This is a genomic window from Streptomyces sp. NPDC048353, assembly GCF_055587165.1.
The window spans coordinates 202,840-226,324 of the sequence record NZ_JBVJGU010000005.1 but is presented as its reverse complement, the minus strand read 5'-3'; the positions used below and the strand labels follow the sequence as shown (position 1 = coordinate 226,324).

Here is a 23,485-nt window from a genome sequence, read left to right as displayed (position 1 = left end):
GCCGGCCCGCACCCTGCCGATCCGGCTGGCTCCACTGCCCGGCGAGGCCTTGGACTCATGGCTGGAGGCGATAGCAAGACGGATGGACACCGCGCTCGGTGATGTCCTGCTGCACTTCGGCTTCCCGGTCCGGCACCGGGCCGGAAACCAGTTCAGGGGCATCCCGGCAGACTGGACGATCGTCCTCGACGAGCGGTTGGCCGCCGCTGTCGCACACGCCACCGGGACGTCCCCGGAGACAGTCGCTGCTGACCCTGGCTCATTACGACGGACGGGCCCTCCACCTGAGTGCCGGGGGCCGGGCCGTGTCACGGCACGTCCTTTGGGGCCGCGGAGGGGGATCCCGGTTCTGTCCGGAGTGCCTTCATGCCACTGGTGGGCGATGGCAATTGTCCTGGAGGCTCGGTTTCTCCTTCGCCTGCACCCGGCACCGCAGGCTGCTGGCGGACTGCTGCCCGCACTGCGGGAGGGTGCCGCGGCAGCGGCCCCGTTCCGGCCGGTCCGTCCCCCGGCCTGAACTCTGCGGCAATCCACCGACCCGCCCCACCCGCCCGTTCTCGGCGGGCTGCGGCACCGATCTGACCCGCGCTTCGACGCTCCTCCTGCCTCCTGGTCATCCGGTTCTCACGGCGCAGGACCGAGTGATGGAGATCATCGACGGGGCAACGGCAGCTTTCGGCCCCTACCGAACCTCTCCCCAGCCGGCCTCGGCGGTGCTGGCCGACATCCGGGCCCTGGGCATACGCGTCCTGAGCGACCTGCCCGCAGCTGTCCTACGAGAACAGATCCCGGCTGACATCGCAGAAGCTCACCTCAGCACCGATGCGGTCTCCCCGCACACCGGACAGGCCATGGAACGTCCGGGGTTCATGGCCCCGTCCCGAGCCGCGGACACGGCCGTCGCGGTCACCATGGCCCTGAGCATCCTGGAGCAACCAGGAATCCACCCGGCCGGCGAGGCCCTGCGGAACCTGCTGGAAGCAGTACGCGAGGAACTCACGCAGATCTCGGCGACCAGCATCGACAGCTGGGGCAGGGGCATCAGCCCGGTGCTGCAGTCCGTGCACCTGGCGGCCCTCGCCCCTTCCCTCCGCCCCAGCGAATACGTCCGCTACCGCATCATGACCGAGACCCCCCGCCGGCCGACCCGGACCACTCGGGACATCGAGCAGCGAGCCAGGAAGATCCCCACGATGTTCTGGCCGCCCTGGACGATCCGCCTCGCACCACCTGAAGGAATCCATGCGCGCGCTCTGGCTCCCGTTCTCGCCGCCCTGTTGCTCATTCCCGACAGCCGCACATCCCTGGACCAGGCAGCCGGGCTGATCGGTGACGTCATTGACGGCACTGAGGTGTCACGCCTCCTCCAGGAAGTCGACGACCTTCCGCAATGGCCGGACATCGCCACTGCTCTGGACCGGCTCGCGGACTACCTCGGTGCCAACAGCACCCCCCTCGACTACGGTCGGCGCCGACTCCTCGACTACACCGGCCTGCTTCCTCATGACCGCTGGCTGGAGATCTGCCGCCGCACCGGAACACCACCGGGAACCGGACGGCGCGAACGCATCGCACGCAGCCAGCTCTTCCAACGTCTCAGCGGCCTGCCCGCCGAGTCTGCCCCCAACGACCTGGGCGGGCCCGACAATGCAGAGTTCCGGGCGACGTCCCTGCGGTTCACCGCGCTTCAGACCCCTGAATTCGTGCATGCCCTCCAGCAGGAAGCCCTCACCTTCCTGGCCTCACACCACATCCACGACGAGCCCATGACCTGGCAGCCGCCCGCCACCCTGCTGGCAGGGCTCTCCCTTCCCGGCCCCGACCCGGCACACGTCGACCTACCCCGCCTGCACCAGCTTGTCCGCGAACGCCAGCACCCCGTTCAGCACGCCGCCCAGGTCCTGGGCATGACCGTCGAGGCCATCCGGCACGTCCTCGACAAACATCCAGCCCCTGCACCCCCGCTGACGAAGAGCACCGCCAGGGCCACCGGCCGCATCCGGCAACAGGCCCGGCAAGCCATTCCGGCAGAGCGCTTCACCCGGCTCTACCTTGACGAGCGCCGGTCCCTCCAGCAGATCGCCACCCTCACCGGCTTCTCCCGCAGAGTGCTGACCGACCTTGCCAAGGAGTACGGCATCCCGCTCCGCGAGGGCCCCAAGGACTACAAGCGCCGCGGCACTGTCGAACGGGCCTGGCTCATCGAGCAGTACGTCCACCGCCGCCGGACCCTGCCGGACCTCGCCCGAGAAGCTGGCATGAGCACCGCGAACATGGCCCGCTGGGCCAAGACCCACAACGTTCCGCTGCGACCACGCGGAGGGTCCAGTCACAGCCAGGCACTTCGGGCAGTCGACCAGGCCAGCCGAGCACCAAGCATCCTTCGGCCGGCACTCGGCGGCCATGGGGCCAGCGAACGGTTGAGCCGATTCGCGGCTGCATCTCCCTACCCCAGCCTCGGTGCCGCAGCGAGCGGCCTCGGCCTCAACACGTTCACCCTTGTCGCACAGATCAACCGGATCGAACGAGAACTCGGTGGACCACTCCTGGTCCGGGCGGAACGAGGTAGGCCCATGACGCTCACTCCCCTGGGGAAGAACGTGCTCAAGGCCATTCGAAAGATGCAGGACAACACGATGCCCTGAGACGCGGCATGATCATTCCGGGTCGGCAATGCGTCGGAACACCCCGTCCAACTCGCCGGAGGCCACGAGCCCGGCAATCACGCGCACCATGCTGCCGATGCCGGGATTCCGCACGATCAGCCCGTCCGCGCAGAAGAAGCACTGCCCGGAGACCGCCTCTCCGCTCGCCTCCCAGCTCCGCATGAGCCGATCCACCTCGGCGAGAGTGAAGATCGTGGAACTCCAGCGCGACCCGTCGGCAAGGTGAACCTCGGCATCGACGTTGCAGACCTCTTCGATCGCCTCGTCCGGTTCCACGAGGAAGAGCACCTGGAAGCCGGCGGCCCGAACCCGGTAGTAGGGAGCCTCCCAGTCGGCATCAGAAGCCCGACCCTCGGACGCCGGGCCCGCCTGTTGCGGCATCGACGTCGTCACTGAAGTTCCTCACCCGGCGGTATGAAGGCGTCGGCGCTGTCGGCGTCCACCGCATGCCCCTGAGCATCGACTGTGATGGCAGTCGCCCGGCCCTGCGAAGTGATCAACCAGGCCAGCACCTGCTCCGTGAGAGGTGATCCACCCGGCCCTTCATCCGTCCAGTGTGCCCGCCATCCCCCACCGGGTATCGCGGCGACCACCTGATCGGCCCGCTCCAAGTGGGAGAAGTCCACGTAGTCCGTGACCTGGCGCAGTGCCCCTCGTTGCGGGTCGACCACCAAGGCTGTACCGGTTGCGGGATCCCATCCCTCCACGCGCACCATGCGACCGATCTCGGTCTCAGTGCCATTGAAGATGGCAGTCCATCCGGTCTGATTGAAGTATCGGAGTTGCATGGCGTCGTGATCCCGGAGGTCCGGCGACCTGCTCGACCTCCGTGTCGTGGAAGCCGTGGTTATCAAGAAACCAGCAGGCCGGTGATACTGATGTCAAAGACCCGACGGACTGTGGAAGCGGACCCAGACACTCCTGTAGGGCTCACGGAGCTTGTGGCCGACCAGCAGGCAGCCGGGCCAGCGTTGCTGCCACAGATCCGTCAGAAGCACCCGCACATCTCCAGTCAGTGGAGCCGCGACTAGCTCCCCAAGCAGGGGAGGCCGCCGAGTAGGCGAGAGAGAGTGCGGTCAGTGGATTGCTGCTTTTCTATCCTGGTGCACACATTCACTCGTTGGGGGATTCCGTTGCCAGCGGGATACCGCACCGCCAGCAGTCGTTCGCGTGGTCGTCCTGGCAGACGTAGCCGATGGCACCATCCACGCACCATTCGGCGGCCTCCTCGGAAAGCAGGTCGGGCCCGGCAAGGAGCAGCCGACGAAATTCCGTGGTATCCGCAATGTCGGCCGGCCGGTTGGTGAACCACTCGTTGAACCAAGGCTTGTCCTGGTATATGCCCCAGTGCGCCTTCTCCCGGTCGCCGACAGCCGTAAGGAACCGATCGACGATGCGCCCCCAACTCGGTGCTCCGAACCAGCCGTTGTCGGACGCACAGAAGGATTCGATCAGGGTTCGCAGGCCGAACTCCTTCTCGTGAAGGCAGTACCTTCGCCCCCATGAGATCGCGACCTGCGCCATCTCCGCGAGTTCTTCTCGCGGATCAACCTCGTGCGCCGAGTCGTCAGGGTTGTGGCAGGCCAGCCCGAGCTCGAGTACGGACTGCCCTGTCGGTAGAACCCGGGACGGGTTGACGATCGCGAGACCGAGACCGATCCAGTCGACATGGTCGAACGACAGCATCGAGCGCACGAGTCGGGTGGTTGCCGTGTTGATCCGCATCATCGTGCCGTCGTGCAGCGGACTCTTCCCGGCATGCCAGTTCTCGACGGGTGTGTTGCGCCACACGGCGAGCGTGATGCGGGTGGCAGCGAGCCACAGCAGGGCGTCGTCGTCGAGGTGCCCGAACCGCTTGGCACACTCCTGGGCGCCGTAGGTGATCAACTCTTCCGGTTTCGGCCACCTGTGGCTGTCGGGCCCTTCAGGCGCGTACTCATAGTCGTCGGCGTACTCGTCAAGGATCGCACTCAACTCGGTTGCGCTGTAAGCCTCGCTGTACTCGGATCCGTCCGGCCCCTCGACGGTGTACATGTCGTGGTCCCAGGAGACGTACACGTCGCCCCAGAGCACGACGTCATCGCACTCGCTGGCGTTGTCCGTGACAACCGGCCTGATGGTGATCGGGGCAGTACGCCCGTCGGTTCGCTCGCCGTCCTTCTCGGCGGCCCAAGCGGTGATGACCCCGAGCGGCTTCGGAAGGAGAGGACCGACCTCGGTGATGCTGAACGGTTCGTCGTCGTCATCGGTGTCGAACCGGCTGTTGACGAACCCGACCGCCTCGGAGGGCGTGCTGACGATGGACTGGCTACCACTCTCGTTGTCAACCACTCGCCACAACGGGCTGTTCTTCACGGTGCTCTCCGATCGCGGTGAGTGCACCCGGGGTGGGTGCGATGCGCCGGGTCGCTCGGCACTGACACCAACCTATGGGCTGATCAACCCATCCGTAGTCCCGCAGGTACTTGTCGGCGATGACGTTCGGTACGTTCGCGTGCAACCTGCTTTTCGCGACCGCGGCCACACAGCACAGTCCAACAGCGGAGGAGGCGAAGATGGCGCTGAACAAGAAGGGTTCCCGGCGCATAACCGTCGACGGAATCGAGTACCGCTGGCGGATCCGCAGGAAGCCCTCCTACATGCAGGGGCTCTGCTGGACACCGATGACCTACGCGGTCGAAGCGGCCAGCGGCAGCCAGCCGGGCACGACCTTGATCGTCACCAGCGGCCAGGCCCATCCCAGCAACTGGGTGGGCGTCGAGACGGAGCCCATTCGCCCAGCACACGTTGCTGCCAGCATTCGAGCGGCACGGGATCAAGGCTGGGATCCCACCCGGGGCGGCTCTCCTTTCCAGCTCGATCGATCCGCAGGATTCATCGCCCAGTCATGAGGCGAAGCGGAGCAGCGCGGTGCACCTGGCCCGTCATCATGGCCTGGTGACCACCTGGATGCGCTGCTACTGGGACGAGGAAGACACCTGGTTCTACTTCGAGGTCGACGCCGAAGGCTGGGTGATCCGGCAGGTCGAACTCGAAGGGCCTGAGCTGACCCCGATCGCAGCTGCCTCCCTCGCCGAGTGGCAGCGGGCCCGCGACGCAGGCCGCCTCGACGAGTACGACAACAGGTTCGGGATCACAGCCGAACAGCCCGTCTCCGAGTGGGAAGGCCACGATCCGGAGCAGCTGACCTCCGACGGGTTCGAGGAGGTCTGGAACTCCGCCCGTCGGCAGATCGCAGCCCGGCCGTCATGAGATCGGACGGGCGGAGGAGGAACTACAAAGGCTGTTGATCGTTGACAGTGCCGGCGACTGCTGGTCCGCAGTTCACCGGAAGCCCGCCCACCACCAAAGCGACCGCGTGCTCAGCGGTGTCCGCCTCACCGATCACTCTTCCTCGTGAAGGGCCGCAGACTCGATATCGTCCGTCGCTCAGCGGATCGATGAACGGCACGTCCCATGAGTACGGGAACCCAGTGCAGGTTGTGAAATGAAGCGACCAGTGGCTGGTGAACGGAAGCAGCTGGCGCAGCTGTGGTTCGGCATGCGCAAGCTCGGCAACCTTCAGCGTCCGATGGGCGAGCTCCCGGCGGCCCAAATCTCGGCGCAGGCCTTCAAGGAGCAAGCGCCACTTCACCGCGACCGCCTCGGCCGGACCCTTTTCATGGGCTTCGGCCAGCTCGGTGACCTTGACGAATGGGCTCACCTCGCGGATCTCTTTGAGCCTCAGGCCGTTCCGCCATGCCTCCAGGGCCCGTGCCATCTCGCCCAAGTCCTGAGTCGCGCCCGAGACCAACTGCACCCCCATGGACCAACCGCTGAAGATGAACCACCGCTCCACAGACCCCAGGCTGATCCAGCACGCCTCACGGTCAACCACCGTGCTCTCGACGCCTGCCGTCCGGAGCGGGTTCGAATCATCCACAAGAACCCTGCCTAGGGAGAGACCGAGCTCAGCAGCCACGGCTTCCAGCGCTCCGGCGAAGCTGCCGGCGGACGCCAGGTCTGGATACAAGGGAGCGTCGGCCGGGAGTGGCTCGTGCCGGGCAGGGGGTGTCGCGTTCGAGGTCACCGAGGCAGTCTCCCTCGTGCTGAGGAATCTGCCACGTCCGTGAGATTGATCAAGCTCGTCACGCTGTGAGACTCAAAGAGAAGCTGCAGGTCAACGCGATGCTCTATGACACGAACTGCGGGATCCTACACGCCCTGTGCGGTCTCGACGTTCGTGTCGGAATCTCACGGTCGATGTCGGTCAGCGTCTCGTCTCGTACCTGGTCAGGATCACGCCGCCGGGAAGCGTCCGCGTCTCCACCAGGTTCAGGTTTACCCACCTGTCCAGCGCGGTGAAGAACGGTGTGCCGCCGCCCACCAGGACCGGCGCGGTGGCCAGCACGTACTCGTCGATCAGCCCGGCCCGCATGGCCGCCCCGGCGAGCGTCGCGCCGCCGATGTCCATGGGGCCGCCGTCCTCGGCCTTGAGCCGGGTGATCTCGGCGACCGCGTCGCCGGTGACCAGGCGGGTGTTCCAGTCGGTCTTGTCGATCGTCGAGGAGAACACCACCTTCGACATGTCCCGCCAGCGGCGCGCGAACTCGATCTGAGCCGGCGTGGCGTCGGGCTGCTGGTCGCCGGTCGGCCAGTGGGAGCTCATCGTCTGCCACAGCCTGCGCCCGTAGAGCGTCAGGTCGGTCGCCTGCAACTGGTCGGACCAGAACTGGAACAGCTCGTCGCTCGGCACGCTCCAGCCGATGTCGTCGCCGGGCGCGGCGATGTAGCCGTCCAGGGACAGGTTCATGCCGTAGATCAATTTCCGCATGGCACCAGCCTTCCGTGCGTCGGTCCCACGCGTACGGACCGGCGCGCGCGGGGAAACTCCGCGATGCCACGGGTCGAGGGGAACCGCCACCGGTCTGGAACCAGGTCGGTGCGATACGCCGCTTGGGTGCAAGCGCTGCCAATGCGCCCCTACGGCGAGACGGTCCTGGCAGCGGCAGGCACCGTCATCATGGATCGGTGCTCACATGGATGCGCTGCTACTGGGACGAGGAAGACACCTGGTTCTACTTCGAGGTCGATGCCGAGGGGTGGGTGGTGCGGCAGATCGAACTCGAAGGGTCCGAACGGCGCCCGGTCGCAGCAGCCTCCCAAGCCGAGTGGAAGCGGGCTTTCGAAGCAGGCCGCCTCGATGAGTACGACAGCAGGTTCGGGATCACAGCCGAGCTGCCCGTCTCGGAATGGGAGGGCCACGACCCCGAGCCGCTGACCTCCGCGGAATTCGAGGAAGTCTGGGGACTTGCGCGTCGGGAGATCGCCCACCCGACCTGACTCTTCGCCCGCCCCCAGGGCGCCAGGCGGCTTTGGGCTCCTGAGTCCGGCCGCGGCCCCGAGGCGGCGCGCCGGGTGGGGGAATGGGGTCGACTTCCGGGGGGCCGGGGGCGTTGGATCGTCTGTATGACCTCATCTTTTGAAGCGCTGTTGCCCAGCACCGAGCGTGCCCTCGCCCATCGTGTGGCGGTCGCCCAGGCCGATGGACGGGCGCCGTCGTTCGTCGGGGCGGTGGGGCGGGAGGGGGCGATGGTCTGGAGTGGAGCGCGCAGTTGTGTCGACGGGCACGCCCCGGACGCCGATACGCAGTACCGGATCGGCTCCCTCACCAAGGTGTTCACCGCTGTCCTGGTCATGCGGCTGCGGGACGAGGGCCTGCTGGATCTGAACGATCCGCTGGAGAAGCACCTGTCCGGAATGGAGCTGGGGAACGCGGTCGGCGAGGTGACGATCGCGCAACTGCTCGGGCACACGGCCGGTCTCGGGGCCGAGACGCCCGCGCCGTGGTGGGAGCGCACGCCGGGGGCGTTGCGGCCGGAGCCGGCCGACGTTCTGGGGGAGGAGCCCCTGCGCCATCCCGTCGGGCGGATCCATCACTACTCCAACCCCGGCTACACCCTGCTGGGTTCGCTGGTCGAAGCGGTCCGGGGGGTGACCTGGGAAGAGGCGCTGCGCCGCGAGATCCTGGAGCCGCTGGGGCTGAGCCGCACGAGCGCGCAGCCGATCGCCCCCCACGCCGGCGGCTGGGCGGTGCACCCCTGGGCCGATGTGATGCTCCCGGAGCCGTCCGAGGACCTGGGGCTGATGGCGCCGGCCGGACAGCTCTGGTCGACGGCCGAGGACCTCTGCCGCTTCGCCGGGTTCCTTGCCCACGGCGACGACCGGGTGCTGGGTGCGGCCACGGTCGAGGAGATGCGTACGCCGGCCGCGCCGCCCGGAGCCGGGGAGTGGGAGGGCGGCTACGGTCTCGGCGTCCAACTCCTCCGCCGCGACGGCCGGACGTTGTTCGGGCACACCGGTTCGCTGCCGGGCTTCGTCGCCGGGCTCTGGGTGAGCGCGGAGGACGGAGTGGCGGCGGTCGCGCTCGCCAATGCCACCTCCGGGCCTCTGACGTCCGCTGTCGCCGCCGATCTCGTACGGATCGTGGCGGAGGCCGAGCCGCGGTTCCCCGAGCCGTGGAGGCCCCTTCCGGCGGCCGAAGTGGACCAGGAGCTGCTGGCGCTGACCGGTCCCTGGTACTGGGGGACGTACGCCTACGGGCTGCGGCTCGGCGCCGGCCGGAGTGTGGTCCTGGAGCCGCTGCGCGGCGCGGGGCGGCGGGCGACCTTCCGTGCGCTGCCCGAGGGCGGCTGGATCGGGCTCGACGGCTACTACGCGGGGGAGACGCTGCGGGCGGTGAGGCGCCCGGACGGATCGGTGAGCCACCTCGATCTGGCGTCCTTCGTCTTCACGCGGGAGCCGTACGAACAAGGGGACGCGGTACCCGGCGGAGTGGACGAGGCAGGGTGGCGCGGCCTCTGAGGGCAGGGCCCGTGCCTCGATGAGCGGCTGTGCGCGGATGTTTCACGTGAAACGGGGCCGCCCCGAGGCACCGGGCCGGCCCCGTCTCCGTGTGCCGCGGCCGCCGTGCGGTTCACCCTTCGGCACTCCGTCGCCGCGCCGCTCTCAGAGGTTCATCTTGAAACCCAGGTGGGACGCTTCGAAGCCGAGCCGCTCGTAGAAGCGGTGGGCGTCCGTGCGGGTGGCGTCGGAGGTCAGCTGGACCAGCGCGCAGCCCTGGCGCCGGGATTCCTCGACCGCCCAGGTGATCAGCTCTGTTCCGAGGCCACTGCCGCGCTCGTCGGAGTGAATGCGCACAGCTTCGATGATCGAACGGATCGTGCCCTTGCGGGAGAGCCCGGGGATGACGGTGAGCTGCAGGGTGCCGACGGTCCGCCCGCCGCGCGCGGCCACGACCAGGTGCTGGTTCGGGTCCAGGGTGAGCCGCTCGAAGGCCGCGGTGTACGGGGTGAGGTCGTCGGGGGATTCGCGCTGGGCGCCCAAAGCGTCGTCGGCGAGCATCGCGACGATGGCGGGGATGTCCTCCGCAGTCGCGGGGCGTATCTCAAGATCGCTCATGGATCGCAGGCTACGCCCCACGGGCGTCGTGGCTCCGGCGAGACCGTGGAGCCGGCGGCGTCAAGGGTTCGCCCGGCCGGGGCCGCGCGTGTGTCTACCGGGTGGCCCGCCGGCTACACGGGGACGCTCAGGCCTTCGACCACGCGGACCAGCGGGACCAGCTCGGGGTTCTGTGCCGCCTGGTCGAGGGCTTCCCGCAGGGCGCGGTCGTTGGTGGGCCGGGCCTCTTCGAGGAGCTTCAGGCCGGCTTCGGTGACGTCCGTGTAGATGCCGCGCCGGTCGGTGGCGCAGAGGTACCGGGTGAGCAGGCCGCGGTCCTCCAGGCGGGTCACGAGCCGGGTCGTGGCACTCTGACTGAGGACGACCGCGTCCGCGACCTGCTTCATCTGCAGATGGCCCCCCGGGCCGCTGTGCTGGCGGCTGAGGACATCAAGGAGCGAGTACTCGCGCACGCTCAGACCGTGCTTGCCCTCCAGCTCCTTCTCGATGTGCGACTCGATCCGGCCGTGCAGCAGCGAGAGGGCGCACCAGCCCTGGGAGAGGGCGGTGAGTGCGGGGTCGGTCGCGGTCATGTTCTCTCTCCTCGTTCCCTGAGCGGCTTATCCCAGAGTAGACGATGAGTGCAAAAGCCCGCGCATGCAAGTAGTAGCGATGTGACCCGACCGCGTCATCCGGCTGCCACCGTCAGCGGGGCGAAGCGCCGGCTCCAGTCGCCCGGGAGGTCGGGCAGCGCACGGGTCATCACGGCGTTGAAGGCGATCGGCTCCAGGCCGTTCGCCTTGACCCAGCGCAGCAGGGAACCGTGCCGCACGTCGATGTCCGTCCGGAGAGGGCGGTCGCTGGCCGTGGCGAGCGAGGCGATGAGGGCCTGGGCGGTGGCGGAGTCGCGGGCGATCAGCGGGCCGATGACATGGGTGTCCATGTTGGGCCAGGCGGCGGCGAAGCCCACGATCTCGCCGTCCGTCTCGGCGACCCGGAGATGGTCCGCGAAGGCCGGGAGGCGGGTGATCATATGCGTGCGGTCGAGCCCGAAGATCTCGGCGTCCAGACGGAGGACGGCTTGGAGGTCGTCCGCCGTGGCCGGGCGGGTCGGTACCTCGGGGGACGGCTCCATGAACGTGAAGCGGCCGCGGACCATCTCCGCGTTGCCCGTGACGGCGAAGCCCAGCTCTTCGTAGAGCGGCCGGCCGTGCGGGGTCGCGTGCAGGGTGACCGGGGTGTCGCCGAGTTCCGTCAGGACGTGGTGCATCAGCCGGCGTCCGACGCCCTGACGGGCGTGGCGCTCGGCGACCAGGACCATGCCGATGGCGGAGAGCCCCGGACCGTACGAGGTCACCACACAGGCGGTGACCAGCCCCTTGCCGCTCGGGTCGTCGATGCCGTATCCGGTCCCGGCGGCGAGCAGCAGACCCCACTTGTGCTCCTCGCGCGGCCAGCCCCGGTCTTCCGAAAGGTCGGCGCAGGCGAGGAGATCGCTGGAGGTGAGGTGCCGGATGGGGAGCTGGTCGAGCGGCGGGAGCGATGTCGGCATGGTGCTCAGGCTGGCCGACCCGATGATCGTTCGTCCAGCCCTTTCCGAGAAGTGGCCGATACCCGCAGCCGACGGCCTCGTCGGGTCAGCCCCCACGGCTTCAGCACCGAGATCGCCGTCATGAAGAGATAGGCGACCGTCGACACGGTGGGCGCGGCGATCAGGCTGCTATCGGGGGTTCCGGCGGTGGCCGCGTGCTCGATCTCGGGCCGTAGCGCGAAGACGGTCGCGGCTGCCGTCACCATGGTGATCCAGAATTTGATCCAGACCCAGCGGTGGCGGGCCAGGCCCCAGGGCGTGCCGAGGGACAGCACCAGACCGCTCACCAGGGTGCCGAGGGCGACCGGGACCAGCAGCCAGTCCGCGAAGACCTTCATGGCGCGGTATGCCGCCTGCGTCAGCGACGGGTCGCCGGTCGTGTAAGCGGTGATGCCCAGTGTCAGCAGTCCCACGCTGAGCCCGAGCCAAGCCACCGATACGGCGACATGGAGGACGAGGAGAGCCCGCCGTGCGGGTCGCTGGAGATGTTTCACGTGAAACACGGTGCCCGGGAACCTGACCGGCCCGCGTCTGACCGTGGGAGTAACCGCACCTACTAGCCTCGGCGTACATGACGACTTCTCCGGGCAACGGACCCCGGCTGCATCTCTTCGATCTGGACGGCACTCTGATCCGCGGGTCGGCGGCCGCCGTGGAGATCTCGCGGCAGCTCGGCTTGAGCGAAGAGATCGCCGCGCTGGAAGAGGGGTTCCTGGTCAAGGGGCTCACCCCCGACGAGTTCGCGGTGCAGGCGCGTGAGCTGTGGTCCGAGCTGACGGCGGAACAGGTCACGGCCGCATTCGAGGGAGCGCCCTGGTTGGACGGCATCCGTGAGGTCTGGGCGGACCTCAAGGCTCAGGGGGATCGCTGCGCCGTCATCTCCCTCTCACCGGACTTCTTCGTCGAGCGCCTGCTGGAATGGGGCGCGGATGCCGCCTATGGCTCACGCTGGCCCGCCGTTCCGTTCACCCAGCCGATCCATCGGCCGGGGATCCTCAACGCCAGAGCGAAGGTGAGCATCGCCCACCGGCTCTGCACGGAGTTCGGTGTGTCCCTCGAGGAGTGCGTCGCCTATGGAGACTCGATGTCCGACGCGGCGCTCTTCGGGGTGGTGTCCGAGACGGTGGCGGTGAACGCGGACCATCATCTGGCGCACCTCGCCCGGCACAGCTACGCGGGGCCCGATCTGCGGGAGGCCTACGCACTGGTGCGAAAGAGGGCAGCCTAACCGGAACCCGGGCGTGCCTGCCCGAGAATCGCACTCTCTGTCCGGATCGACGGTCGGCGCTGCCATGCTGCGGCGACACCAGCCGAATGCGTGAGGGCGAGGCACACGATGGACGCTGCGACCACCACCCGCGGCGCTGACGAGGGGATACGGCCCCACATACCGTCGGGGCCCTCTCCCGACGCCCGACTCGTCCGCCGCACGCTGGCCGAGATCGCGCCCGTCGCCGACAAGGTGACCTCGTACTTCTACGCGCTGCTCTTCGTCCGCCACCCCGATCTGCGCGCGATGTTCCCCGCGGCCATGGACACCCAGCGCGACCGTCTGCTCAAGGCCCTGCTGACGGCGGCCGAGCACCTGGACAACGCCCCCGTGCTCACCGAGTACCTCCGGAATCTCGGGCGCGGCCACCGCAAGTACGGCACACAGGCCGCCCACTACCCGGCCGTCGGTGAGGCCCTCATCGGGGCGCTGGTGCAGTACGCGACCACGACCTGGGACGCCGAGACCGAAGCCGCCTGGATCCGCACCTACACCACGATCTCCCGGATCATGATCGACGCGGCGGCCGAGGACGAACGGCAGGCGCCGCCCTGCTGGCGCGCCGAGGTCGTCGCGCACGATCTGCGGACCCCCGATGTCGCGGTGATCACGCTGCGCCCCGACCAGCCGTACCCCTTCCGTGCGGGGCAGTACACGACCCTGGAGACGGCCTGGTGGCCGCGTGTCTGGCGGCACTACTCCTTCGCCTCGGCGCCTCGCCCCGATGGACTGCTCTCCTTGCACGTCAAGGCGGTCCCGGCCGGCTGGGTCTCCCAGGCGCTCGTGCACCATGCCCGCCCCGGCGATGTGCTGCGGCTCGGGCCGCCCGCCGGGTCGATGACGGTCGACCACTCCACCGACCACGGTCTGCTCTGCCTGGGCGGTGGTACGGGGATCGCACCCATCAAGGCGCTCGTGGAGGATGTCGCCGAGCACGGGGACCGGCGCCCCGTCGAGGTCTTCTACGGAGCACGCAGCGACCACGACCTCTACGACATCGACACCATGATGCGGCTCCAGCAGACCTTCCCCTGGCTGTCGGTGCGGCCGGTCACCGAGGACCAGGGGCGGCTGCCGGAGGCCGTACGGGGCCACGGCCCGTGGAACGGCTACGACGCGTACCTCTCCGGCCCGCTCGGCATGATCCGCAGCGGAGTACACGCCCTCCGGGGCGTGGGCATCCCCGCCGACCGGATCCGACACGACTCGCTGGAGGACCTCGTCGCGGTGCCGTAGGCGGCCCTGCCCGGCGGTCAAGGTGCCGGGAGGGCACTCCGCCGGCGGTCAGCCCAGGTCAGGCGCGTGCATCGCGCGGACGCCCTCGATATTGCCGTCCAGATAGTGCCGCAGGGACAGCGGGACGAGGTGGACGGCCGCGATCCCGACCCGGGTGAACGGCACGCGGACGATCTCGTACTCGCCGCACGGCTCCTCGACCTCGGGGCCGTGGCGCAGCGCGGGGTTCATCGACTCGAGACGGCAGACGAAGAAGTGCTGGACCTTCACTCCGGAGACCCCGCCGTCGACGATGTGCTCGACGGTGTCGACGAAGCAGGGGACGACATCGGTGATCTTGGCGCCGAGCTCCTCGTCCACCTCGCGGTGGAGGGCCTCGACGACGGTGGTGTCCGACGGCTCGACCCCGCCACCAGGCGTCAGCCAATAGGGATCCACCCCGGGCTTCGTGCGCTTGATGAGAATGAGGTCGTTGCCGTCGAGCAGGATGGCGCGTGCGGTGCGCTTGACCACGGGACGTTCGGTCATGGGAAGAAAATGGCCCGCCAGGGCGGTCCTGAAACTCACCAGCCCCCGGCGGCTCGCAGGAGACACTCGTGAGCGCGCGCGATCGGGGGCAGGGCGAGGGTGCCGGTGCGGACGACCAGGAAGTAGGTCCGTAGCGGAGGCACCGGCGGATCGAGCAGCGCCACCAGCCGTCCGCTCTCCAGGGCGTCCTCGCACAGATAGCGGGGCAGCACCGCCAGTCCGGCCCCGGCGGCCGCGGAGTCCAGGACGGCCCGCAGGTCGGGCGCGACGACGGTGGCGGCCTGCGCCGGTTTGCCCTCGAAGACGGCGGCCCAGTAGCGCGAGACGAACGGCAGCGACTCGTGGACCTCCACCACCGGCAGCTGTTCCAGGACCACCGCTCCCGTGCGTAAGAGCGTCTCCGGCGAGAGCCGGGCGGCCCAGCGCGGGGCGGCGACCAGGACGTGTTCCTCGTCGCAGAGCGGGGTCGAGGTGAGGAGCCCGCCCCGTGGGCGGGCGGTGGAGATCGCCAGATCGTGGTGCCCGGCGGCGAGCCCGTCGAGCACGTCCTCGGCGCTGGCCAGGAAGGAGGCGCGCACGGCGAGGCCCTGGGAGACGAGGGGCGTGAGCGCCGGCAGGGCTCGCGCCGCGGTGAACTCCGGCGGCCCGGCGAGGTGCAGGGTCCGGACCCCCTTCTCCTCGTCCAGGTCGCCCTCGGCGATCTCGACGAGGGCGTCCAGATGCGGCGCCGCCCGGTGGGCGAGCTCGTCCCCGATGGTGGTGGGGGTGACACCGCGGGCCTGACGAAGGAACAGCGGGCGGCCCAGCTGCCGCTCCAGCGTACGGATCTGGCTGGTGACGGCGGGCTGGGAGAGCCCGAGCAGGGCCGCGGCGCGGGTGAAGGAACCGGCCCGGTGCACCGTGACGAATGTGCGCAGCAGCGCCAGATCCATGTCAGCCCCCTCCCGGCTCGGTGGCCCTTCGACTCGCCGTCGTGATCAGGCGTCGGCTGATGGCGCCTCAGGACCGTCCAACTATAAATATGTCGATAGGTCTCTGTCGCTCCCGTGATTGGACACTGACGCAGAGTCAACTAGCCTTGTTCAGGCGGGTTCTCCGCGCGTGGAACAGGGGTGTTCCGAGCCACGAGGGGGGAGGCTCGGAGCACCTCGTTCCGTCCTTGCGGAGGTCAGACCGCGTCCTTGCCGACCAGGTCGAGGGCGCGGAGGACGTCCGCGATCAGATCCTCCGGGTCCTCGGCGCCGACGGAGAAGCGGATGAAGCCCTCTGGGACGGCGTCGCCGCCCCAGCGGCCGCGCCGCTCGGCGGTGGAGCGGACCCCGCCGAAGCTGGTGGCATCGTCCACCAGGCGCAGTTCGTCGAGGAAGCGGTCGGCTCGACTCCGGTCGGGCAGGACAAAGGAGACCACGGAGCCGAAGCGCCGCATCTGCGCGGCCGCCACCGTGTGCGAGGGATCGTCGGGCAGCCCGGGGTAGCGCAGCCCGCTCACGTCGCCGCGCGTGCGCAGCGCCTGCGCGAGAGCGAGGGCGGAGGAGCACTGCCGGTCCAGACGCAGCTGGAGGGTGGCCAGGGAACGGTGGGCGAGCCAGGCCTCCATCGGCCCGGGGATCGCGCCGACGATCTTGCGCCAGCGCCGTACCTCCGCGGCCCGGCGGGGATCGCGGCAGCTGACGTGGCCGAGCAGGATGTCCCCGTGCCCCGTCATGCCCTTGGTGTCGCTGGCGACGGAAAAGTCCGCGCCGAGCTCCAGGGGCCGCTGGCCGAGGGGGGTGGCCAGGGTGTTGTCGACGGCGACCAGCGCTCCGGCCTCGTGCGCGGCGCGCGTCAGCCGGCGGATGTCGCAGACGTCGAGCCCGGGATTGGACGGCGTCTCGATCCACAGCAGCCGCGCCCCTTCCAGCACGGAAAGCTGGGCGTCGCCGCCGGTCGGGGCGGTGCGGACCTCGATGCCGTACGCCCTCAGCTGCTCGTGCAGGAGGGGCAGTGCCTGATATCCGTCGTCCGGTACGACGACCGTGTCGCCGGCCTTGAGCTGGGAGAACAGGACGGCGGAGATCGCGGCCATGCCGGAGGCGAAGACGAGCGTCTCGACGTCCGGCTCCCCCGGAGCCTCCAGGTCGCCGAGGGCGCGCTCCAGATGGGTCCAGGTGGGGTTCTCGTCCCGCCCGTAGGTGTAGGGGCCGGTCGGGTCGCCGGGCAGGTGGAAGTGCGCTGCGAACACCGGCCCCGGCAGAGTCGGTTCGTACTTCACGGGCTCGGGAAGCCCGGCCCGGACCGCCCGGGTGCCGTCGCCCATTCCGTCGGCCCGGTCCCCGAAGGCGCCGATCCGGCCCGCCCCGCTCGAATCCTCGGCCCCGCCCACCCCATGGGTCCCGCTGTCCGCGCCACCGTCGTTCGTTCCGCTGTGCATGCCGCCCGTTCCTCCGCCTTCTCGCGTACGGCGGAGAGCAGGCACCACGCCCGCCGCCGCCACCACCATGTTCCGGTACCGCTGCCCGCGCTCAGTCTCCGTCGGGCAGCACGACGTTCAGCGCCCACGAGACGACGGAGATGATGAGGCCGCCGAGGACGGCGGTCCAGAACCCCTCGACATGGAAGCTGAGGTCGAGCCGGTCGGCGAGCCAGGAGGTCAGCAGCAGCATGAGGGCGTTGACCACCAGGGTGATCAGGCCGAGCGTGAGGAGGAACAACGGAAGCGTCAGCAGCTTCACGACCGGCTTGACCAAGAAGTTCACCAAGCCGAAAACCAGCGCGACGAGGATGAGCGTCAGGGCCTTCCTGCCGGTGCTGTCTCCGGTCAGGGTGATGTCCTGGAGCAGCCAGATCGCCACCCCCAGGGCGCCCGCGTTGGCGATCGTCTTGACTACGAAATTCTTCATGTGTCTGATCGTGGCAGACACGATCGAGCCAATGGCAGGGGCGGACGCACGATGAAGGCATTCCGGCTGGACGAACTGGAGGCGGAGCGCGCCGCCAACGACGGCGCCTACCTCCAGTTCCTGCGCGAGCGGAACATGTCGGTCGGTCTGTACGCCTTGGACGCGGGCGCGCTCGACCCGCAGCAGCCGCACGCGCAGGACGAGGTGTACTTCGTCGTCAGCGGCCGGGCCGCGATCACCGTCGGGACGGAGACGACGCAGGTGGCCCGCGGCAGCGTGGTCTACGTCCCGGCCGGAGTGGCGCACAAGTTCCACCACATCACCGAGGACCTGCGGGTGATGGTGGTCTTCTCCCCGCCGGAGAGCTGACCCCGGAGCGCCGGGCCCTCGAAGGGCCGCACCCCCTAGGGGGTGGATCAGGGGAGAGCGGGGGCTGTGAGGCCCCCGTGCACCCCCTCCCCGCCCCTAGCATCGGAAGCGTCCGGTGCAGAGTGCGCAGAACGGACTCTTTCGGAGATGAGGTAAGGACAATGGCCGTACGGGAGATTCTCGCGGGGATGCCCTGGTGGGTGAAGTGGGTGGCCATACCCGTCATCGCCCTGTTCGTCTTCGGCGGTCTGATCACCAGCATCGCGGCCTTCGTCATCGGCCTGCTCTTCAAGGTGCTGGTCTTCGTCGCCCTCGTCGCCGGACTGGTGTACGTGGTACGGAGGTTCATGTCCTCCTCGACGTCCCGTGAGGACTGGTAGCACCGGCTACCCGCCGGTATGAACGGGCGCCCGGGCGTTAGCCCGGGCGAGGGAACGCCCTGGTAGAAACCGCGTCGGTGCCCGAAGGCTGCCATTAGAGTGGAATTCTCTGCCGCCCCGGGGAATCAGGCGTAGGCCTCCAGTCGTGACCCGCGCGCTCTGTCCCGGGCGGGTCCGCCAGCGGGCCCCACCGAATCCCAGGCCGCGGCGGGCGCGCGGGGGCGGCCCCCGCGAGCGGGTGCAGGCCACCCGTCGACACGCCTGGGGGTGACCTTTGGCCACGGCTTCGCAGACCGCTGTTCCTACCCTGATCGGCTCGGTGCAGCGGGCGCTGAGACTCCTGGAGGCCGTGGGCTCCCACGAGGACGGGGCGCCCGCCAAACAACTCGCGCGCGAGGCGGGGCTCCCGCTTCCCACCGCGTACCACCTGCTCCGCACCCTGACGCACGAGGGCTATCTGCGCCGCGAGAAGGGCGTGTTCGTCCTGGGCGACGCCGCCGGCCGACTAGCCGGAGGCGGAGTTCTGCAGAATCGTCGCACCAAGATCGAAGACTCACTGGCGCACTGGCGCGACGAGATCGGCGTCCCCGTCTACTTCGCCGTCTACCGCGAAGGCGAGATCGAGCTGGTCGCCGTGGCCGACACCCCCACCGCCCCTGCCGTCGCCGAGTGGGCCGACTTCCGGGAGACCGGTCACGCCCATGCGATCGGCCAGTGTCTGCTCAGCCAACTCGATCTGAAGAGCCGTCAAGACCACCTTGAGCGCCATCCGGTGGAAACCATCACTCCGTATACGGTGCGTAACGATCGGGCGCTTTTGGAGCGTTTGGGCGGTATGGGGCGAATGGAACCCCTGGTGGAGCGTCAGGAATATGCGCTCGGCACGGTCTGCGCCGCGATCCCCATCACGGCGGGCTCCACGGCGGCCGCCATGGCCATTTCTCTCCCCCTCCACCAGGAAGAACGGTTGCTGCCCGCAGTCGACCGACTACGCAGTGAGATCGGAAGGCTCTTCAGCTCCTTCGCGTTCTCTATCAGTATCTGAAAAATTACTCCTTGTGATCTGCTAGCGCTTGCAGCACGATTGCGTCAAGAGGGCCATGGGGATCATTCCTGGCCGTTTTGATCGCACCTTTCAGCAGCTGTCTCTACCCAACTGCTTCATCCACTGCGGGGTACATGATGCGAGAGTCGGTTCAGGCCGAAGTCCTGATGAGCTTCCTCGTCTCCGAGGAGCTCTCCTTCAGAATCCCGGTGGAGCTGCGCTATGAGACCCGGGATCCGTACGCGGTGCGCATGACCTTCCACCTCCCCGGGGACGCCCCCGTGACCTGGGCGTTCGGACGGGAATTGCTGCTCGACGGCATCAACAGCCCCAGCGGTGACGGCGATGTCCGGATCGCGCCGACCGCCCCGGAGGCCCTGTCGGACGTCTCCATCCGGCTCCAGGTCGGCGGCGACCGCGCCCTGTTCCGCGCCAGCGCTCCCCCGCTGGTCGCCTTCCTCGACCGTACGGACAAGCTCGTCCCGCTCGGTCAGGAGCGGACCCTCGGTGACTTCGAGGACAACCTGGAGGCGGCCCTCGGCCGGATCCTCGCGGAGGAGAACGCCGGCTGAGGCGGGGTCACCCCCGCTCCCGCCCCCGCCGTCGCGCCGCCCCCCGCTCCCGGTTTGCCGCCTGCGGTGGTCACGTACGGTCACTTCGCGCGGCGGCGGCGGCCGCCCTTGGCCGGCCGCCTCCGCGGGAAGCCCGACGCGCCACCCGCCGAACCGGCCGGGTCCGCCAGGCCGGCCGGGCCCGGCACACCCGGCCCGCTCGGCCGGTCGGCGGAGACCACCAGCGCCGCGAGGGCGGTCGTGACCGGCACCGAGGCGACCAGGCCGATCGACCCCACCAGCGTCCGGACGATCTCCTCCGCGACCAGCTCGCTGTTGGCCACCGCCCCCACGCTGCTCTGCGCGATGGAGAACAGCAGCAGCAGGGGCAGGGCCGCGCCCGCGTACGCGAGGACCAGCGTGTTCACCACCGACGCGATGTGGTCGCGGCCGATCCGGATCCCGGCCCGGTACAGCGCGCGCGGCCCCATGCGCGGATCCGCCTGGTGCAGCTCCCACACCGCCGACGTCTGGGTCACCGTCACATCGTCGAGCACGCCCAGCGAGCCGATGATGATGCCGGCAAGCAGCAGACCCGACATGTCGATGTCCGGGTACAGGCCGTGGATCAGGCCGGTGTTGTCGTCCGTGTTGCCGGACAGCGACGCCCAGCCGATGAAGAGCGAGCCCAACAGCCCGATCAGCAGCAGGGAGATCAGGGTGCCGAGCACCGCGACCGAGGTGCGGGCGGAGAGGCCGTGACACATGTAGAGCGCGATCAGCATGATCGCGCTCGACCCGACCACGGCCACCACCAGCGGATTCGAGCCCTGCAGGATCGCCGGCAGGATGAAGAACGTCAGGATCACGAAGCTCACCGCGAGCGAGATGAGCGCCATCAGACCGCGCAGGCGGCCCACGAGCACCACCGCGACCGCGAAGATCAGGGCGAGCACCGTCAAGGGGACCTTGCGGTTCACATCGGTGACCGAGTACTGCAGATCGCGCGGCGCGTCGGGGGCGTACGCCACGACGACGCCCTGCCCCTCGCTCAGTTGCCGGGGCGCGTCCGGCTGCACGACCTCGACGAACCTACGGCCCTGATCGTCCCCGCTGGTGACCTCGACCGTGGCCTTCGCGCACTGCCCCTGCTGGGCGTTGACCGCCTCGCGCCCCTGCGGCGTGGAGACGTCGCCGGTCGGCGGCACCTGCGCGGCGTTCACGTCCTTGCAGTCGACCCGCTCCACCGAGACGACCCTGCCCTGCTCGGTCTGCCGGTCGAAGCCGACGCCGGTGCGCTCGTGCGCCGGGGCGCCACCGGGCCACAGCACCGCGAGCCCGACGACGACAGCGGTGGCGAAGGGGATCAGGACCGCCGCGATGACCTTCCGCAGATGCCGGGAGACGGGCGCGGCGGGGCCATGGCTGTGCGTGTGCGCGGGGGCGTGTCCGTGGTGTCCGTGCCCGGCAGCGCCGCCGCCGTCTCCGTCGCCGTCGTCGGGGGGGCCGGGGGTCTGCTGCGAGGAAGTCACCGACCGATCATCGCAAGAACGGCGGGGGCCCACTGTTCAGCACGCCCGGGTTGCCGCTAGCGTGGTGGCACCTTTGCACACGCGGGAGCTCGGAGCACCGGGCTGAGAGGGCGCTGATCACCGTACGCACGCAGTGACGTGCGTACGGGAAGAGGCTGCGCCGACCGCCGAACCTGTTACCGGGTAATGCCGGCGTAGGGAGATCGGTCTCATGACCATTCAGGATGCACGCACGCCTGCCACCAGCCAGGACGAGCGCAAGCCGGGCTGGCACAAGGGGTACGTCGAGGGCTCGCGCCCCGACCTCCGCGTGCCGGTCCGCCAGGTGCACCTCACCAACGGCAAGGACGTGACGCTGTACGACACGTCCGGCCCGTACACCGACCCCACCATCGACACCGACGTACGGCGGGGCCTTCCGCCGCTGCGCGAGAACTGGATCATCGGCCGGGGCGACACCGAGGAGTACGCGGGCCGCCCGGTCCGCCCCGAGGACGACGGGATCAAGCACACCTCGCCGCGCGGCGGGCTGAAGAACCTCGACGCGGTCTTCCCGGGCCGTCCGCGCCAGCCCCGCCGGGGCCGTGCCGGCCAGGCGGTGACCCAGCTCGCGTACGCCCGCCGGGGCGAGATCACCCCGGAGATGGAGTACGTCGCCATCCGCGAGAACGTCTCCCCCGAGGTCGTCCGGGAGGAGATCGCGGCGGGGCGCGCCGTCCTGCCGGCCAACGTGAACCACCCGGAGATCGAGCCGATGATCATCGGCAAGAGGTTCCTGGTGAAGGTCAACGCCAACATCGGCAACTCCGCCGTCACCTCCTCGATCGAGGAGGAGGTGGAGAAGATGACGTGGGCGACCAAGTGGGGCGCCGACACGGTCATGGACCTGTCCACCGGCCGGAACATCCACACCACCCGCGAGTGGGTGCTGCGCAACTCCCCCGTGCCGATCGGCACCGTCCCGCTCTACCAGGCCCTGGAGAAGGTCGGCGGCCGGGCCGAGGAGCTGACCTGGGAGGTCTACAAGGACACGGTCATCGAGCAGGCCGAGCAGGGCGTCGACTACATGACGGTCCACGCCGGCGTGCTGCTGCCGTACGTGCCGCTGACCGCCCGCCGCAAGACCGGCATCGTCTCGCGCGGCGGCTCGATCATGGCCGCCTGGTGCCTGGCGCACCACAAGGAGAACTTCCTCTACACCCACTTCGAGGAGCTCTGCGAGATCCTGGCGGCGTACGACGTCACCTACTCGCTGGGCGACGGGCTGCGGCCCGGCTCGATCGCGGACGCCAACGACGACGCGCAGTTCGCCGAGCTGCGCACGCTCGGCGAGCTGAACACGATCGCCAAGCGCCACCAGGTGCAGACGATGATCGAGGGCCCGGGGCACGTCCCGATGCACAAGATCAAGGAGAACATCGACCTCCAGCAGGAGATCTGCGAGGAGGCGCCGTTCTACACCCTCGGCCCGCTGACCACGGACGTCGCGCCCGCCTACGACCACATCACCTCCGGCATCGGTGCGGCGATGATCGCCTGGTGGGGGACGGCGATGCTCTGCTACGTCACCCCCAAGGAGCACCTGGGCCTGCCGAACCGCGACGACGTGAAGACCGGTGTCATCACGTACAAGATCGCGGCGCACGCGGCGGACCTCGCGAAGGGGCACCCGGGGGCGCAGGAGTGGGACGACGCGCTGTCGGACGCGCGGTTCGAGTTCCGTTGGGAGGACCAGTTCAACCTGGCGCTCGACCCGGACACGGCCCGGGAGTTCCACGACGAGACGCTGCCGGCCGAGCCGGCGAAGACCGCGCACTTCTGCTCGATGTGCGGTCCGAAGTTCTGCTCGATGAAGATCTCGCAGGACATCCGGCGGCAGCACGGCGGCGATCTGAAGCCGGACGAGATCGAGGCCGGGATGGCGGAGAAGTCCGCCGAATTCGCCGCTGCCGGCAACCGGGTGTACCTCCCGCTGGCGGAGTGACGCCGGGCCCCCGCCGCCCCCGAGCCGGGTAGGGG

26 protein-coding genes and 1 pseudogene are annotated in these 23,485 nt (G+C 69.2%); 13 read left to right on the top strand and 14 right to left on the bottom strand.

Annotated elements, in window-relative coordinates:
- Positions 1–101: 101 nt before the first annotated feature.
- A pseudogene (locus ACZ6RC_RS19670) lies at positions 102–383 on the top strand (hypothetical protein); the annotation flags it as partial.
- A gap of 261 nt (positions 384–644) precedes the next feature.
- Entirely contained in the window at positions 645–2,645 is a 2,001-nt protein-coding gene (locus ACZ6RC_RS19665; RefSeq protein WP_469585727.1) for a LysR family transcriptional regulator, read from the top strand.
- A 12-nt stretch (positions 2,646–2,657) separates the two neighbouring features.
- Here ACZ6RC_RS19665 and ACZ6RC_RS19660 read toward each other — a convergent pair whose 3' ends face one another.
- From ACZ6RC_RS19660 to ACZ6RC_RS19650, 3 genes are all read right to left on the bottom strand, one after another.
- Positions 2,658–3,059, bottom strand: a complete 402-nt coding sequence (locus ACZ6RC_RS19660; protein WP_469584835.1) for a hypothetical protein — start codon at positions 3,057–3,059, stop codon at positions 2,658–2,660.
- Positions 3,056–3,454, bottom strand: coding sequence for a hypothetical protein (locus ACZ6RC_RS19655; protein ID WP_469584833.1), 399 nt, complete (start codon positions 3,452–3,454; stop codon positions 3,056–3,058). The genes ACZ6RC_RS19660 and ACZ6RC_RS19655 overlap by 4 nt, the downstream gene beginning before the upstream one ends.
- A 325-nt stretch (positions 3,455–3,779) precedes the next feature.
- Positions 3,780–5,021 carry a hypothetical protein gene (locus tag ACZ6RC_RS19650; protein WP_469584831.1) on the bottom strand — a complete coding sequence of 414 codons (1,242 nt, stop codon included), beginning with the start codon at positions 5,019–5,021 and terminating at the stop codon, positions 3,780–3,782.
- A 200-nt stretch (positions 5,022–5,221) separates the two neighbouring features.
- On the opposite strand from ACZ6RC_RS19650, the gene ACZ6RC_RS19645 reads away from it, so the two are divergent.
- Positions 5,222–5,557: a hypothetical protein gene (locus ACZ6RC_RS19645; RefSeq protein ID WP_469584827.1), complete on the top strand. Its 336-nt coding sequence runs from the start codon at positions 5,222–5,224 to the stop codon at positions 5,555–5,557.
- A gap of 58 nt (positions 5,558–5,615) precedes the next feature.
- Positions 5,616–5,918 (top strand): hypothetical protein, encoded by a 303-nt coding sequence (locus ACZ6RC_RS19640; protein WP_058942078.1) that lies wholly within the window; start codon positions 5,616–5,618, stop codon positions 5,916–5,918.
- Positions 5,919–5,940: 22 nt separating this feature from the next.
- Here the strand turns inward: ACZ6RC_RS19640 and ACZ6RC_RS19635 are convergent, their stop codons facing one another.
- Both ACZ6RC_RS19635 and ACZ6RC_RS19630 read right to left on the bottom strand, forming a co-directional pair.
- A complete protein-coding gene (locus tag ACZ6RC_RS19635; RefSeq protein WP_469584824.1) occupies positions 5,941–6,735 on the bottom strand; it encodes a DUF6193 family natural product biosynthesis protein in 795 nt (264 codons plus the stop codon).
- A 180-nt stretch (positions 6,736–6,915) separates the two neighbouring features.
- A complete protein-coding gene (locus ACZ6RC_RS19630; protein WP_469584821.1) occupies positions 6,916–7,479 on the bottom strand; it encodes a dihydrofolate reductase family protein in 564 nt (187 codons plus the stop codon).
- A 209-nt stretch (positions 7,480–7,688) separates the two neighbouring features.
- Between ACZ6RC_RS19630 and ACZ6RC_RS19625 the strand changes: the two genes are divergently transcribed.
- Together ACZ6RC_RS19625 and ACZ6RC_RS19620 are read left to right on the top strand one after the other, a co-directional pair.
- Positions 7,689–7,988, top strand: coding sequence for a hypothetical protein (locus tag ACZ6RC_RS19625; protein WP_469585724.1), 300 nt, complete (start codon positions 7,689–7,691; stop codon positions 7,986–7,988).
- Between the two features lie 126 nt (positions 7,989–8,114).
- On the top strand, positions 8,115–9,509 hold the full coding sequence (locus ACZ6RC_RS19620) for a serine hydrolase domain-containing protein (RefSeq protein WP_469584817.1): 1,395 nt from the start codon (positions 8,115–8,117) through the stop codon (positions 9,507–9,509).
- A gap of 144 nt (positions 9,510–9,653) precedes the next feature.
- On the opposite strand, the gene ACZ6RC_RS19615 is transcribed toward ACZ6RC_RS19620, so the two are convergent.
- The 4 genes from ACZ6RC_RS19615 to ACZ6RC_RS19600 form a co-directional block, all read right to left on the bottom strand.
- Entirely contained in the window at positions 9,654–10,106 is a 453-nt protein-coding gene (locus ACZ6RC_RS19615; protein WP_469584813.1) for a GNAT family N-acetyltransferase, read from the bottom strand.
- A 113-nt stretch (positions 10,107–10,219) separates the two neighbouring features.
- Positions 10,220–10,678: a MarR family winged helix-turn-helix transcriptional regulator gene (locus tag ACZ6RC_RS19610; RefSeq protein ID WP_391139951.1), complete on the bottom strand. Its 459-nt coding sequence runs from the start codon at positions 10,676–10,678 to the stop codon at positions 10,220–10,222.
- A gap of 95 nt (positions 10,679–10,773) precedes the next feature.
- Complete coding sequence (locus ACZ6RC_RS19605) at positions 10,774–11,637, bottom strand: GNAT family N-acetyltransferase (protein WP_469584809.1); 864 nt, start codon at positions 11,635–11,637, stop codon at positions 10,774–10,776.
- Positions 11,638–11,642: 5 nt separating this feature from the next.
- Positions 11,643–12,170, bottom strand: coding sequence for a DUF2269 domain-containing protein (locus ACZ6RC_RS19600; RefSeq protein ID WP_469584806.1), 528 nt, complete (start codon positions 12,168–12,170; stop codon positions 11,643–11,645).
- 77 nt (positions 12,171–12,247) lie between these two features.
- Here ACZ6RC_RS19600 and ACZ6RC_RS19595 point away from each other — a divergent pair, with 77 nt between their 5' ends.
- Together ACZ6RC_RS19595 and ACZ6RC_RS19590 are read left to right on the top strand one after the other, a co-directional pair.
- The gene (locus tag ACZ6RC_RS19595; RefSeq protein ID WP_469584803.1) at positions 12,248–12,904 is read left to right on the top strand and encodes an HAD family hydrolase; all 657 of its coding nucleotides are present in this window, start codon (positions 12,248–12,250) and stop codon (positions 12,902–12,904) included.
- Between the two features lie 108 nt (positions 12,905–13,012).
- Positions 13,013–14,182: a globin domain-containing protein gene (locus ACZ6RC_RS19590; protein ID WP_469584800.1), complete on the top strand. Its 1,170-nt coding sequence runs from the start codon at positions 13,013–13,015 to the stop codon at positions 14,180–14,182.
- 48 nt (positions 14,183–14,230) lie between these two features.
- Here ACZ6RC_RS19590 and ACZ6RC_RS19585 read toward each other — a convergent pair whose 3' ends face one another.
- From ACZ6RC_RS19585 to ACZ6RC_RS19570, 4 genes are all read right to left on the bottom strand, one after another.
- A complete protein-coding gene (locus tag ACZ6RC_RS19585) occupies positions 14,231–14,710 on the bottom strand; it encodes an NUDIX domain-containing protein (RefSeq protein ID WP_391139943.1) in 480 nt (159 codons plus the stop codon).
- A 35-nt stretch (positions 14,711–14,745) separates the two neighbouring features.
- On the bottom strand, positions 14,746–15,642 hold the full coding sequence (locus ACZ6RC_RS19580; protein ID WP_469584795.1) for a LysR family transcriptional regulator: 897 nt from the start codon (positions 15,640–15,642) through the stop codon (positions 14,746–14,748).
- Positions 15,643–15,878: 236 nt separating this feature from the next.
- Complete coding sequence (locus ACZ6RC_RS19575; RefSeq protein ID WP_469585722.1) at positions 15,879–17,006, bottom strand: cystathionine gamma-lyase; 1,128 nt, start codon at positions 17,004–17,006, stop codon at positions 15,879–15,881.
- 205 nt (positions 17,007–17,211) lie between these two features.
- Complete coding sequence (locus ACZ6RC_RS19570; protein ID WP_391139939.1) at positions 17,212–17,589, bottom strand: phage holin family protein; 378 nt, start codon at positions 17,587–17,589, stop codon at positions 17,212–17,214.
- A gap of 51 nt (positions 17,590–17,640) precedes the next feature.
- On the opposite strand from ACZ6RC_RS19570, the gene ACZ6RC_RS19565 reads away from it, so the two are divergent.
- The 4 genes from ACZ6RC_RS19565 (at position 17,641) to ACZ6RC_RS19550 (ending at position 19,955) form a co-directional block, all read left to right on the top strand.
- A complete protein-coding gene (locus tag ACZ6RC_RS19565; protein WP_391139937.1) occupies positions 17,641–17,958 on the top strand; it encodes a cupin domain-containing protein in 318 nt (105 codons plus the stop codon).
- Positions 17,959–18,119: 161 nt separating this feature from the next.
- Complete coding sequence (locus tag ACZ6RC_RS19560) at positions 18,120–18,338, top strand: DUF5326 family protein (RefSeq protein ID WP_391139935.1); 219 nt, start codon at positions 18,120–18,122, stop codon at positions 18,336–18,338.
- A gap of 274 nt (positions 18,339–18,612) precedes the next feature.
- On the top strand, positions 18,613–19,383 hold the full coding sequence (locus tag ACZ6RC_RS19555; RefSeq protein WP_391139933.1) for an IclR family transcriptional regulator: 771 nt from the start codon (positions 18,613–18,615) through the stop codon (positions 19,381–19,383).
- A gap of 137 nt (positions 19,384–19,520) precedes the next feature.
- Positions 19,521–19,955: an SsgA family sporulation/cell division regulator gene (locus ACZ6RC_RS19550; protein ID WP_391140447.1), complete on the top strand. Its 435-nt coding sequence runs from the start codon at positions 19,521–19,523 to the stop codon at positions 19,953–19,955.
- A gap of 80 nt (positions 19,956–20,035) precedes the next feature.
- On the opposite strand, the gene ACZ6RC_RS19545 is transcribed toward ACZ6RC_RS19550, so the two are convergent.
- Positions 20,036–21,466 (bottom strand): YibE/F family protein, encoded by a 1,431-nt coding sequence (locus ACZ6RC_RS19545; protein WP_469584783.1) that lies wholly within the window; start codon positions 21,464–21,466, stop codon positions 20,036–20,038.
- Positions 21,467–21,677: 211 nt separating this feature from the next.
- Here ACZ6RC_RS19545 and thiC point away from each other — a divergent pair, with 211 nt between their 5' ends.
- Entirely contained in the window at positions 21,678–23,450 is a 1,773-nt protein-coding gene (gene thiC / locus ACZ6RC_RS19540; RefSeq protein ID WP_469584780.1) for a phosphomethylpyrimidine synthase ThiC, read from the top strand.
- Positions 23,451–23,485: the final 35 nt, after the last annotated feature.

Excerpts from the sequence above, each read along its gene's own strand:
- ACZ6RC_RS19665 (WP_469585727.1), top strand. The coding sequence starts at position 645 with ATGGAGATCATCGACGGGGCAACGGCAGCTTTCGGCCCCTACCGAACC.
- ACZ6RC_RS19655 (WP_469584833.1), bottom strand. The coding sequence starts at position 3,454 with ATGCAACTCCGATACTTCAATCAGACCGGATGGACTGCCATCTTCAAT.
- ACZ6RC_RS19645 (WP_469584827.1), top strand. The coding sequence starts at position 5,222 with ATGGCGCTGAACAAGAAGGGTTCCCGGCGCATAACCGTCGACGGAATC.
- ACZ6RC_RS19640 (WP_058942078.1), top strand. The coding sequence starts at position 5,616 with ATGCGCTGCTACTGGGACGAGGAAGACACCTGGTTCTACTTCGAGGTC.
- ACZ6RC_RS19630 (WP_469584821.1), bottom strand. The coding sequence starts at position 7,479 with ATGCGGAAATTGATCTACGGCATGAACCTGTCCCTGGACGGCTACATC.
- ACZ6RC_RS19625 (WP_469585724.1), top strand. The coding sequence starts at position 7,689 with ATGCGCTGCTACTGGGACGAGGAAGACACCTGGTTCTACTTCGAGGTC.
- ACZ6RC_RS19620 (WP_469584817.1), top strand. The coding sequence starts at position 8,115 with ATGACCTCATCTTTTGAAGCGCTGTTGCCCAGCACCGAGCGTGCCCTC.
- ACZ6RC_RS19615 (WP_469584813.1), bottom strand. The coding sequence starts at position 10,106 with ATGAGCGATCTTGAGATACGCCCCGCGACTGCGGAGGACATCCCCGCC.
- ACZ6RC_RS19610 (WP_391139951.1), bottom strand. The coding sequence starts at position 10,678 with ATGACCGCGACCGACCCCGCACTCACCGCCCTCTCCCAGGGCTGGTGC.
- ACZ6RC_RS19605 (WP_469584809.1), bottom strand. The coding sequence starts at position 11,637 with ATGCCGACATCGCTCCCGCCGCTCGACCAGCTCCCCATCCGGCACCTC.
- ACZ6RC_RS19595 (WP_469584803.1), top strand. The coding sequence starts at position 12,248 with ATGACGACTTCTCCGGGCAACGGACCCCGGCTGCATCTCTTCGATCTG.
- ACZ6RC_RS19590 (WP_469584800.1), top strand. The coding sequence starts at position 13,013 with ATGGACGCTGCGACCACCACCCGCGGCGCTGACGAGGGGATACGGCCC.
- ACZ6RC_RS19585 (WP_391139943.1), bottom strand. The coding sequence starts at position 14,710 with ATGACCGAACGTCCCGTGGTCAAGCGCACCGCACGCGCCATCCTGCTC.
- ACZ6RC_RS19580 (WP_469584795.1), bottom strand. The coding sequence starts at position 15,642 with ATGGATCTGGCGCTGCTGCGCACATTCGTCACGGTGCACCGGGCCGGT.
- ACZ6RC_RS19575 (WP_469585722.1), bottom strand. The coding sequence starts at position 17,006 with ATGGGCGACGGCACCCGGGCGGTCCGGGCCGGGCTTCCCGAGCCCGTG.
- ACZ6RC_RS19570 (WP_391139939.1), bottom strand. The coding sequence starts at position 17,589 with ATGAAGAATTTCGTAGTCAAGACGATCGCCAACGCGGGCGCCCTGGGG.
- ACZ6RC_RS19565 (WP_391139937.1), top strand. The coding sequence starts at position 17,641 with ATGAAGGCATTCCGGCTGGACGAACTGGAGGCGGAGCGCGCCGCCAAC.
- ACZ6RC_RS19560 (WP_391139935.1), top strand. The coding sequence starts at position 18,120 with ATGGCCGTACGGGAGATTCTCGCGGGGATGCCCTGGTGGGTGAAGTGG.
- ACZ6RC_RS19550 (WP_391140447.1), top strand. The coding sequence starts at position 19,521 with ATGCGAGAGTCGGTTCAGGCCGAAGTCCTGATGAGCTTCCTCGTCTCC.
- thiC (WP_469584780.1), top strand. The coding sequence starts at position 21,678 with ATGACCATTCAGGATGCACGCACGCCTGCCACCAGCCAGGACGAGCGC.